The organism is Thermosynechococcus sp. OHK43, assembly GCF_014466085.1.
Taxonomy (GTDB): Bacteria; Cyanobacteriota; Cyanobacteriia; order Thermosynechococcales; family Thermosynechococcaceae; genus Thermosynechococcus.
This window is the reverse complement of the sequence record NZ_JACOMP010000158.1, coordinates 1-10,568: the sequence shown is the minus strand read 5'-3', so window position 1 is coordinate 10,568 and position 10,568 is coordinate 1. Positions and strand designations below refer to the sequence as shown.

Genomic DNA, 10,568 nt, shown 5'->3' with positions numbered 1-10,568 from the left:
GAGATGGCCAGTGAAAAACTCGAGGAAGGGATTAAAGGCTTTACCAAGGCTCTGGAAACCCTTGAAGATCTCCTGAGCCGGCACCTGGCCCGTATCGAGGGGGAAGCAACCCTCACCCATGCTGCTGAAGAACTCTTCCATGTTTATGATCTTGACGGCGATGGCATTATTACCCGCGAAGAGTGGCTCGGCACCGATGCAGTCTTTGATGCCCTCGATGCCAACCACGATGGTAAGGTCACTCCAGAGGATATGGGGGCGGGTCTGGGAGTTGTGCTGCACTTGGCTCAGGCAAAATAGAGAGCTCACTCGGTAGGCTTGCATCGGCATCCCCTGTGCGTCACAGTGGAAGAAGCGTTCATAGCTGATGCACCAACAATGTCCAATTCTTCTCCCTCCTTCCAGCAATTCCTCAGGGATTGCGAGCAACTGGGGCTACTGCGCCTTGTCGTCACCAATGATGTTGCGGTTTTGGAGGTGCGATCGCCCCTCACCAAGATCTTCTATGCCGAACTGCCCAAGGGGCGCTATGCCAATATGCACACCGAGGACTTTGAGTTTCACCTGAATATGGATCAGGTGGCCAAAATCCGCTTTGAGGAGGGGCAAGCCAAACGGGGGAATTTTCCCACCTATGCCATTCGCTTTCTCGATAGCAATGAAAAATCTGTCCTCAGTGCCTTTTTGCAGTGGGGCAAACCCGGCGAGTATGCTGAAGGCCAAGTGGCCGCTTGGCAAGCCCTACGGCAGCGCTACGGCCCAGAGTGGCAACCGGTAGTGGCAGCCCTTGAGGCAAAAACCGCCAGCGCAACCCATGGATAGGCATTTATGAGAGTCGTTGTAACCGGCGCTACTGGATTTGTGGGGCAGCAGGTCATCAAAGCCCTCGGCGATCGCGGCGATCAAGTAGTTGCCCTAGTACGCTCCCCTGGGAAAGCCGCCAAGCAATTTGCTGGCATGCCCCGTGTGGAACTGGTGGGCTACACCCCCAAGGCCGCCGGGGATTGGTTCTCTGCCCTTGAGGGGGCGGATGCAGTCATTAACTTGGCAGGTGAACCCCTTGCCAATGGCCGCTGGACAGCTCAGCGCAAGCAGGAGATCTACGACAGTCGCGTGGTAGGGACGCAGCAGTTAGTACAGGCGATCGCCCAATGTCAACAGCGACCGCGGGTGTTGGTCTCCACCTCTGCCATTGGCTACTACGGCACCAGTGATACAGAAACCTTTGTTGAAACCCATGCTGCGGGAAATGATTTTCTAGCCAAGGTCTGTGTGGACTGGGAAGCCGCTGCCCAAGGGGTCACGGATTTAGGCGTGCGGTTAGTGATTCTCCGTTTTGGCATTGTCCTTGGGGAGCAGGGAGCACTGGCCAAGCTTCTATTGCCCTTTCAGTGGTATCTGGGAGGGCCTCTGGGGTCTGGTCAGCAGTGGTTTTCCTGGATTCATCAGCAGGACTTAGTGCGCCTTATTCTGACTGCTGTGGATCACGGGGGAATGCAGGGGGTTTACAATGCCACTGCCCCGGAGCCACTGAGAATGGTAGACTTTTGCCGTGTATTAGCAGAGGTGATGCAACGCCCCGCATGGTTGCCTGTGCCCCCCCCAGTGCTGCAACTGCTGCTTGGGGAAGGGGCTGATGTGGTGCTCAAGGGGCAGCGGGTCTTGCCGGAGCGGACGCTGGCTGTGGGCTTTCAATTTGACTACCCCAACGCCAAGACGGCTCTAACCAACCTCCTCAAACCACGGTATACTGAGGGTTCCCCCTAGTTTTGTGCAAGATGGTGGAATTGACCCCCGCAGCTATTCAAGAGTTGGAACGTCTCCAAGCCCACGGCGTTAGTCGAGGCCTGGCAGCCATTCTGCGGATTCAGGTACAACCCAGTGAGTGCGGTGACTGGCGCTATGATCTGGCTCTTGTGGCTGAACCTAAACCGACGGATTTGCTTACCCAGTCCCAGGGCTGGACGATCGCGATCGCGGCTGAAGCGGCGGAGGTATTGCGGGGTTTGCGGGTAGATTACATTGAAGACTTAATGGGGGGCGCCTTTCGCTTCCACAATCCCAATGCCAGTCAAACCTGTGGCTGTGGTATGGCCTTTCGGGTAAGCAGATCGTAGGGTTGAACAGCAGTATGGGCAATACCTTTGGGCATCTATTTCGCGTCACCACCTTTGGCGAATCCCACGGGGGTGGGGTGGGGGTTGTCGTGGATGGCTGCCCTCCCCGGCTAGAACTCTCGGAAGTCGATATTCAAAAGGAACTGGATCGCCGCCGCCCCGGTCAAAGTCGTCTCACGACCCCTCGCCAAGAGCGCGATCGCTGTGAAATTCTCTCCGGCGTCTTTGAGGGCAAAACCCTGGGCACCCCCATTGCCATTCTGGTGCGCAACAGGGATACTCGCCCTGAAGATTATGCGGAAATGGCGCAGGTCTATCGCCCCTCCCATGCGGATGCCACCTATGACGCCAAGTACGGTATTCGCAACTGGCAAGGGGGTGGGCGTTCCTCGGCCCGGGAAACCATTGGGCGGGTTGCAGGGGGGGCGATCGCCCGCAAAATTCTTACCCAGGTGGCGGGTACGGAAATTATTGCCTACGTCAAGCGGGTTAAGGATATTGAGGCGGTTGTGGATCCCGATACCGTTGCCGCCGCTGCCGTTGAGGCCAACATCATGCGCTGTCCCGATGCCGCCACCGCCGAAAAAATGATTGCCCTGGTGGACGAAGTACGGCGGCAGGCGAACTCCATTGGCGGTGTCATTGAGTGTGTGGTTCGCAATGTCCCTGTGGGCTTGGGCTCACCGGTTTTTGACAAACTGGAAGCGGATCTAGCCAAGGGGGTGATGTCCCTGCCTGCCAGTAAGGGCTTTGAGATTGGCTCTGGCTTTGCCGGTACCCTGCTCACGGGTCAAGAGCACAACGATGAGTTCTACACCGATGAACAGGGGCGAATTCGGACCCGTACCAATCGCTCCGGGGGGGTTCAGGGGGGCATCTCCAATGGTGAAAACATTATTTTACGGGTAGCCTTTAAGCCCACGGCAACCATTGGTCAAGCGCAGAAGACCGTGAATCAAGCGGGTGAAGAGACAATTTTAGCCGCAAAAGGGCGGCATGATCCCTGTGTGCTCCCGCGGGCGGTGCCGATGGTTGAAGCAATGGTGGCTCTGGTTCTCTGTGACCATCTGCTACGGGATCATGCCCAGTGTCACCTGCGCTTCTAGCGACTGCGATTGAGGGCAATCAGTAACCGCAGGATAAAGATAAACAGGTTGATGTAGGTCAAGTACATCGAAAGGGCAGCAGAGAGATACTGATCGTCGCGGTAGGTGCGGGGCAGCACAAAGAAGTCCACCACCGCAGCCCCCACAAAGAGCACCACGCCGATGCCGGAAATCGCAATTTCCAGAAACGTAGGCGTAAAGACACCAAAGAAGCTGAAGACGAACTGGAGAAGCAGCACCACCAGCAGGGCAATGAGCCCTAGTTGTACCGTTTTGGCAAGGGCAAAGCCATCGCGCTCCGACAGATTCGAGCCAATAGGGCTAGCGGCCATAAACGTGATGCCACAGCCCGCAGCGGCAATGATAATGCCCATAATGCCCACTGTACTGAGGGCAACCGCAATCAAACCAGAAAGGGTATAGCCCGACAGGAGGCTGTAGGTGGCCAACAGGGGCAGTGCCAGCCCATTATTCCCTTTGCGAGCCGCTCCCTGCGCCACAAAAAAGAGCACCAGCTCAGCAATAATTGCCCCAATGAATGTGGCCATGAACAGTTGGGGGGCGGCACTGAGAACCCCAAGACCGCCCCAGCTGCCGATGGCGGTGAGGATGAGACCCCCACCCAAAAAGGGTAGGGCATTGCGAATAACATTAGGACCGACAACCGTGCTACTGCGCGCTTCGCGAATCGCCTCTTGAAAATTACTAGTACTACTCACGGGAATCCTCCAAGGGGGGTGAATAGACAACACGGCCAGATGGCACAGTTCTATTCTGCCAAAATTCCCAAGGGCACCTAGCTGGCAACAACCGCGGAGGCCGCCGGTGGCGGTACGGTTATCTCTAAGGGCGGGTGGCATTGGCTTAAGACACTTAAGGGCAAATGTTCTACCCTTGGGTAGTATCCCAGCCACTGACTCGCTAACTGGGCAAATTGTTCGGGTATCCCACTGACATAAAATTGCACTTGGCCTTGGGGGCAGGGAGTCGCCAAATTCATGGCCTCTAGTTTGCCCACGGCGGCACGGGCAACTGCATGGGCAGGATCAAGGTGATGAACCGTTGTGGGCAAATACTGCTCAATCACATGACGTAGGTGGGGGTAATGGGTGCAACCATAAATGAGGGTATCGGGGTCAAATTCCAATAGAGGGCTTAGGGTTTGACGAACAATGCGATGGACGCGATCGCCCTCTAGGCAATTGCTTTCCACCAGGGGGACAAACTCAGGACAAGCCACTTGGGCGATCGCCACGGTGGGGGAGAGTTCCTGAAGTGCCCGTGCATAGGCACCACTTTTAACGGTTGCGGGAGTGGCAATAACACCAATACGCTTTCCCAGCGTGACCGCCATTTTGGCAGCGGGGACAATCAAACCCAGGATCGGAAAGGAAAACTCACTGCGCACTTGTGTCAAGGCAAGGGCTGAACTGGTATTGCAGGCCATCACTGCCATCTTGACCCCCTGGGAATGCATCCACGTTAGAATCTCCCGCACATATTGGAGGATTTCACTGCGGCGGCGAGTCCCATAGGGCAACCGTGCCGTATCCCCAAAGTAGAGAAAGGATTCTTGGGGTAAAAGGCTTTGGAGTGCCTGTAAAACCGTTAAGCCCCCCACCCCACTGTCAAACACACCAATTGCTCCCAGAGGATTGAGCCCTAGGGATATCTTGTGCCAGTTGTCCACTCGAACCTCGACCTCACACCAACAAAAATGGCGTTGCCCCGTGCAGAAAGAGGGCAACCACAGTCAATCTACCGCCCTTTTTACGGAAATGAAACCCGCTCAAAACCACCAGCCCCCTTCTGGGGAAGAAAGGCCTCCCCTAGATGGACTGTATATCTTGGCAAGGGCTGTAGTGCTACTCTAGCAGGTTTTGCCAAGAACCGAATGTTGACCCTAGGACTGAACATAGAGTGATATACATTGAATCACAGACTGTCAGTGGCTGTAGGGTTCGTCACCCCCTACTGGGGAATTATGGTGTGAGGATAGGAACAACAATGCTCAGTCAGGAACAGCTCACCAGTTCCCATGAGTGTGAGCGCGCATGGATTGAAATTGATTTGGCAGCCTTGGCGGCTAATACGCGCAGCTTGCGCCAGTGGCTAGCACCTACAACGGAACTTTTAGCCGTGGTGAAGGCAGATGCCTATGGTCATGGCGCACTCACTGTAGCACAGACGGTTTTAGCCCACGGTGCGACTTGGCTAGGGGTGGCAACGATTCCGGAAGGGATTGCTCTACGGCAGGCAGGGATTACAGCGCCTATTTTGGTCTTGGGATCCGTCAATTTGCCCGTCCAGGTGCAGATGATGGCCGAGTGGCAGCTGCAGCCTACCCTCTCTACACCTAAGCAAGCCCTGATTTTCTCCGACTACGCCGATCGCCTGCGCGAACCCCTTGATGTCCATTTGATGATTGATACGGGTATGTCTCGCTTGGGCTGTCCCTGGCAGGATGCGGTGGGTTTTGTGCAGTTTGTGCAGCGGCTACCTCACCTGCGCATTCAGGGGATTTACTCCCACTTTGCCAGTGCCGATGATCCAGATGCCAGTTTGATGCGGCAGCAGCAGGCCTACTTTGAACAGGTATGGGAACAAATTTCTGCCCTGGGTTTAGGTGCTGTGCGCCGTCACATGGCCAATTCGGCAGCAACATTGGCCAACCGCAGTAGCCACTACGACATGGTGCGCATTGGTTTGAGCCTTTACGGCGTGTATCCTGCGTCCCATTTACGGGATGTAGTGCCCCTGCGACCCGTCATGCAGGTGCGATCGCGCATTACCCTCTTGAAAGAGATTCCCGCTGGTACAGGCGTTAGCTACGGTCATCAATTCATTGCCCCTAAACCGATGAAAATTGCCGTTGTTGGCATTGGCTATGCCGATGGGGTGCCGCGTCTTCTTTCCAACAAGCTCGAAGTCCTCGTCCAGGGAAAACGGGTGCGCCAAGTGGGGGCAATTACGATGGATCAACTGATGATTGATGTGAGTGACATTGATGGGCTCCAGGAGGGGGATGTGGTAACCCTCCTTGGGGAAGATGGCGGCGACTGCCTGACGGTGGAAACTTGGGCGGAAGCCCTCGGCACAATTACTTGGGAAATTCTCTGTGGCTTCAAGAACCGCTTGCCGCGTATTCCTGTCTCCTAAATTTTGCTAGGCTTCTTTGGCAGTGAGTTTGCCAATGTCCTCAAACCAGAGCTGGGGATACTGGGCAATAAAGTCACGCATTAGCTGCTGGCATCGCTCCAAGTTCAGGTCAATCACCTCAACGCCGTGGGCTTCCATAAACTCCCGTGCTCCCGCAAAGGTCTGGGATTCACCAGCAATCACCTTTTTGATGCCAAACTGCACCACAGCACCAGCACAGAGATAGCAGGGCATCAGGGTTGAGTAGAGCACCGTATCGTCATAGCAACTGATGCGACCGGCATTGGCCAGACAATCAATCTCCGCATGTAGAATTGGGCTGCCCCGCTGTACCCGCTGGTTGTGACCACGACCAATGATTTGGCCATTGCGCACCAAGACGGAACCAATGGGAATGCCACCTTCTTTGAGTCCTTGCTCTGCCTCAGCGATCGCTGCCGCCATAAATTTGTCCATGGTTATCCGCCTAAGTAAATATGGAGCTTCATTTCTAGTAAACCTCTTTTTTTTGAACAGGTGTCTCGTCTTGGTATGATGCAAGCCAAAATCTGGTGGTGTTAGTGCCCATGATCAAGATTTTGGTAACAGGTGGCGGCGGGTTTATTGGCGCCAACTTTGTGCGGCTTGCCCTCACGGAGGGCTGGGGGGCGGTGCTCAACCTTGATAAAGTGACCTATGCCTGTCACCCCGGTACCCTAGCCATGCTGGAGCAACTGCCCAATTATCAATTTGTGAGGGGAGATGTGGGCGATCGCCCCCTTGTCCGGGACCTGTTGCAAACCTTCCAGCCCGCCGCTGTCATTCACTTTGCGGCTGAGAGCCATGTCGATCGCTCCATCAATAGTCCGCGCGACTTTATCCAAACCAATATTGTGGGCACAGCTAATCTCCTAGAAGAAGTTAAAACCTACTGGCAACAGCTCCCCTCCGGGGCCCAGGAGGCCTTTCGCTTCATTCACATTTCCACCGATGAAGTCTATGGCACTCTTGGCCCCGAAGATCCGCCTTTCCGAGAAGACACCCCCTATGCCCCCAACAGCCCCTATGCTGCTTCAAAGGCCGCCTCTGATCACCTGGTGCGTGCCTACCACCACACCTACGGGCTACCCACCCTCACCACTAACTGCTCCAACAACTACGGTCCCTACCAATTTCCAGAAAAACTAATCCCCCTAGTGATCTGCCAAGCCTTAGGGGGGCACCCCCTGCCCCTTTACGGCGACGGACAAAATGTGCGCGATTGGCTCTACGTTGAGGATCACTGCCGTGCGGTCTATACCGTTTGGCAAAAGGGACAGGTGGGCCAAACCTACAACATTGGCGGCAATTGTGAAAAGCCTAACCTTGAGGTTGTGCAAACCCTCTGTGATCTGCTGCAAACCCTGGTACCCCGGTCTGGCTTAAATTACCGCAGTTTGATTACCTTTGTGAGCGATCGCCCCGGTCACGATCGCCGCTACGCTATTGATGCCACTAAAATTCAGCGGGAACTGGGGTGGCAGCCCCAAGAAACCTTTAGGAGTGGCCTAGAAAAAACCGTACAGTGGTATCTTGCCCACCAAGATTGGGTGGAAGCCGCCCGCACTGCTGATTACCGGGCTTGGCTGGTCACTCACTACGGCAGCGTTCTCGCTCATTGCCCATGAAAGGAATTATTCTCGCTGGCGGCTCAGGTACGCGTCTGTATCCCCTAACCCGGGTGGTCAGTAAACAACTGATGCCCATCTACGATAAGCCGATGATTTATTATCCCCTCTCCATCTTGATGCTGGCGGGAATTCGGGAGATTCTCATTATTTCCACCCCAGAGCACCTCTCTCTTTTTGAGAAACTGCTTGGCAGCGGTCAGCAATGGGGGCTATCGTTCAGCTATTGTGTGCAGCCGCAGCCCAATGGCTTAGCGGAAGCGTTTATTTTGGGGCGCGAATTTTTGCAGGGGGAACCTGTGTGCCTGACCCTTGGGGATAATCTTCTCTACGGCCATGATCTTTCAGAGAAGTTGCGCCGAGCGGCTCAACTCACCAAAGGCGCCCTGATCTTTGGCTACCGGGTGGCCAACCCGCAACAGTACGGGGTGATTGAATTTGATGCCAGCGGTCGCGTTCTCGGTATCGAGGAAAAGCCAGCAGTGCCCAAGTCCAACTATGCCGTGCCGGGGATATATTTTTATGACCAGCAGGTGTGCGATTTGGCAGCTCAGCTGCAACCTTCAGCGCGGGGAGAACTGGAAATTACTGACCTCAACCGCCTTTACCTAGAAAAGGAACAACTGCAGGTGGAATTACTCGGACGCGGCTATGCGTGGCTCGATACCGGTACCTATGATCTGCTGCAACAGGCCAGTAGCTTTATTCGCACCCTAGAGGAACGACAGGGGGTGAAAGTTGCTTGCTTAGAAGAAATTGCCCTACATCAGGGCTACATTACACCGGCGCAACTTTATGAACTGGCACAATCCCTGCGCAAAAGTAGCTACGGCCAATATCTCTTGCAAGTTTGGGCAGAAGTGACAGGAGGAATCCATGGTCAAGGTACAACCGCTGGCGATCGCTGACGTTCTGCTTTTGGAACTCCCTGTCTTTCGGGATCAACGCGGCTTTTTCCTGGAAAGTTTTAATCAACGAGCCTTTATGGCGGCCACAGGCTTGGCGGTAAACTTTGTTCAAGACAATCATTCCGCCTCTCGGCAGGGCGTTTTGCGAGGACTCCACTACCAGCACCAACACCCCCAGGGCAAACTCGTTCGGGTCATCGAGGGGGAAATTTTTGACGTGGCCGTTGATTTGCGGCGCTCTTCACCCACCTGGGGGCAATGGGTGGGAACATGGCTGAGGGCCGAAAACTTCCAGCAATTGTGGATTCCCCCTGGCTTTGCCCATGGCTTCTGGGTAAAATCCCCAAAGGCACAAGTCCTCTACAAAACCACCGACTACTACAATGCCGGGGATGAATATACGCTGCTGTGGAATGACCCCACCATTGGCATTACCTGGCCAATTGACGGTGAACCCCTCCTTTCTGCCAAAGATCAACAGGGGAAGTCTATTAACGAACTTCCCCTATTCCCTTGACATAAAAAATCCCTCCCCAGTGGGGAGGGACACTCAAGGCTAGGATTGCTTACGCCCTACAAAGCGTTACCACGGGGGAGTACCTCTTCTGGGAAGACAAAGTTTTCATGGGGTTGGTCTTGGGGCGCCATCCAAGCACGGATGCCCTCGTTCAACAGCAGGTTCTTCGTGTAGAACGTCTCAAACTCAGGGTCTTCCGCGGCCCGAATCTCCTGCGAAATGAAGTCATAGGACCGCAGGTTCAACGCTAGACCCACCACGCCAATCGCACTCATCCACAGCCCCGTCACCGGCACAAACAACATGAAAAAGTGCAACCAGCGCTTGTTCGAGAAGGCAATGCCAAAAATTTGGCTCCAGAACCGGTTTGCCGTCACCATCGAGTAGGTCTCTTCCGCCTGTGTCGGGCTAAAGGCTCGGAAGGTGCTGGCACTCTCCCCATCTTGGAAGAGGGTATTTTCCACTGTGGCGCCGTGGATGGCACACAACAGGGCACCCCCCAGCACACCGGCTACCCCCATCATGTGGAAGGGGTTCAAGGTCCAGTTGTGGAATCCTTGGAAAAATAGCAGGAAACGGAAGATGGCGGCAACCCCAAAGCTGGGGGCGAAGAACCAGCTGGATTGCCCCAAAGGATAGATCAAGAAGACGCTGACAAAGACGGCAATGGGGGCACTGAAGGCAATGGCGTTGTAGGGACGGATGCCCACCAGGCGGGCAATTTCAAACTGCCGCAGCATGAACCCAATCAGACCAAAGGCGCCGTGCAGGGCAATAAAGGTCCACAGACCGCCCAGTTGGCACCAGCGGGTGAAGTCCCCTTGGGCTTCAGGGCCCCACAGCAGGAGCAGGGAGTGCCCCATGCTGTTGGCGGGGGTGGAAACGGCAACGGTCAGGAAGTTGCACCCTTCCAGGTAGCTGGAGGCCAGGCCATGGGTGTACCAGGAGGTAACAAAGGTGGTACCGGTCAGCCAGCCCCCCAACGCCAGGTAGGCGCAGGGGAAAAGCAGGATGCCTGACCAGCCGACAAAGACAAATCTGTCCCGTTTGAGCCAGTCGTCGAGGATGTCAAACCATCCCCGTTCTGCTGGCGCTCGTCCAATCGCGATCGTCAT

General features: G+C 55.2%; 12 protein-coding genes and 1 pseudogene. 9 read left to right on the top strand and 4 right to left on the bottom strand.

Annotated elements, in window-relative coordinates; all coding sequences use genetic code 11:
- The 5 genes and pseudogenes from H8Q75_RS06685 to aroC all read left to right on the top strand — a co-directional run.
- A pseudogene (locus H8Q75_RS06685) lies at positions 1-300 on the top strand (transaldolase); the annotation flags it as partial.
- Between the two features lie 45 nt (positions 301-345).
- A complete protein-coding gene (locus tag H8Q75_RS06680; RefSeq protein ID WP_157869784.1) occupies positions 346-822 on the top strand; it encodes a ChuX/HutX family heme-like substrate-binding protein in 477 nt (158 codons plus the stop codon).
- Between the two features lie 6 nt (positions 823-828).
- Positions 829-1,767 (top strand): TIGR01777 family oxidoreductase, encoded by a 939-nt coding sequence (locus H8Q75_RS06675; protein WP_024125115.1) that lies wholly within the window; start codon positions 829-831, stop codon positions 1,765-1,767.
- An 11-nt stretch (positions 1,768-1,778) separates the two neighbouring features.
- Positions 1,779-2,117, top strand: coding sequence for an iron-sulfur cluster assembly accessory protein (locus tag H8Q75_RS06670; RefSeq protein WP_024125114.1), 339 nt, complete (start codon positions 1,779-1,781; stop codon positions 2,115-2,117).
- Positions 2,118-2,131: 14 nt separating this feature from the next.
- The gene (gene aroC / locus H8Q75_RS06665; RefSeq protein ID WP_024125113.1) at positions 2,132-3,223 is read left to right on the top strand and encodes a chorismate synthase; all 1,092 of its coding nucleotides are present in this window, start codon (positions 2,132-2,134) and stop codon (positions 3,221-3,223) included.
- On the opposite strand, the gene H8Q75_RS06660 is transcribed toward aroC, so the two are convergent.
- The gene (locus tag H8Q75_RS06660; protein WP_024125112.1) at positions 3,220-3,942 is read right to left on the bottom strand and encodes a Bax inhibitor-1 family protein; all 723 of its coding nucleotides are present in this window, start codon (positions 3,940-3,942) and stop codon (positions 3,220-3,222) included. The two genes, aroC and H8Q75_RS06660, sit on opposite strands and share 4 nt — an antisense overlap.
- Positions 3,943-4,019: 77 nt before the next feature.
- Positions 4,020-4,859, bottom strand: a complete 840-nt coding sequence (murI, locus tag H8Q75_RS06655) for a glutamate racemase (protein ID WP_297040956.1) — start codon at positions 4,857-4,859, stop codon at positions 4,020-4,022.
- Positions 4,860-5,230: 371 nt separating this feature from the next.
- On the opposite strand from murI, the gene alr reads away from it, so the two are divergent.
- Positions 5,231-6,382 carry an alanine racemase gene (alr, locus tag H8Q75_RS06650; protein WP_297040955.1) on the top strand — a complete coding sequence of 384 codons (1,152 nt, stop codon included), beginning with the start codon at positions 5,231-5,233 and terminating at the stop codon, positions 6,380-6,382.
- 6 nt (positions 6,383-6,388) lie between these two features.
- Here alr and H8Q75_RS06645 read toward each other — a convergent pair whose 3' ends face one another.
- Entirely contained in the window at positions 6,389-6,838 is a 450-nt protein-coding gene (locus H8Q75_RS06645; RefSeq protein ID WP_024125109.1) for a nucleoside deaminase, read from the bottom strand.
- Positions 6,839-6,948: 110 nt separating this feature from the next.
- Between H8Q75_RS06645 and rfbB the strand changes: the two genes are divergently transcribed.
- The 3 genes from rfbB to rfbC are packed head-to-tail and all read left to right on the top strand — an operon-like array spanning position 6,949 to position 9,453.
- Complete coding sequence (gene rfbB, locus H8Q75_RS06640) at positions 6,949-8,028, top strand: dTDP-glucose 4,6-dehydratase (protein WP_024125108.1); 1,080 nt, start codon at positions 6,949-6,951, stop codon at positions 8,026-8,028.
- Positions 8,025-8,936, top strand: a complete 912-nt coding sequence (rfbA, locus tag H8Q75_RS06635) for a glucose-1-phosphate thymidylyltransferase RfbA (protein ID WP_024125107.1) — start codon at positions 8,025-8,027, stop codon at positions 8,934-8,936. Before rfbB ends, rfbA begins: the two co-directional genes overlap by 4 nt.
- Positions 8,905-9,453, top strand: a complete 549-nt coding sequence (gene rfbC, locus H8Q75_RS06630) for a dTDP-4-dehydrorhamnose 3,5-epimerase (protein ID WP_024125106.1) — start codon at positions 8,905-8,907, stop codon at positions 9,451-9,453. The genes rfbA and rfbC overlap by 32 nt, the downstream gene beginning before the upstream one ends.
- Before the next feature lie 56 nt (positions 9,454-9,509).
- On the opposite strand, the gene psbD is transcribed toward rfbC, so the two are convergent.
- The coding region (psbD, locus tag H8Q75_RS06625) for a photosystem II D2 protein (photosystem q(a) protein) (protein ID WP_024124638.1) at positions 9,510-10,568 on the bottom strand (1,059 nt) is incomplete at its 5' end.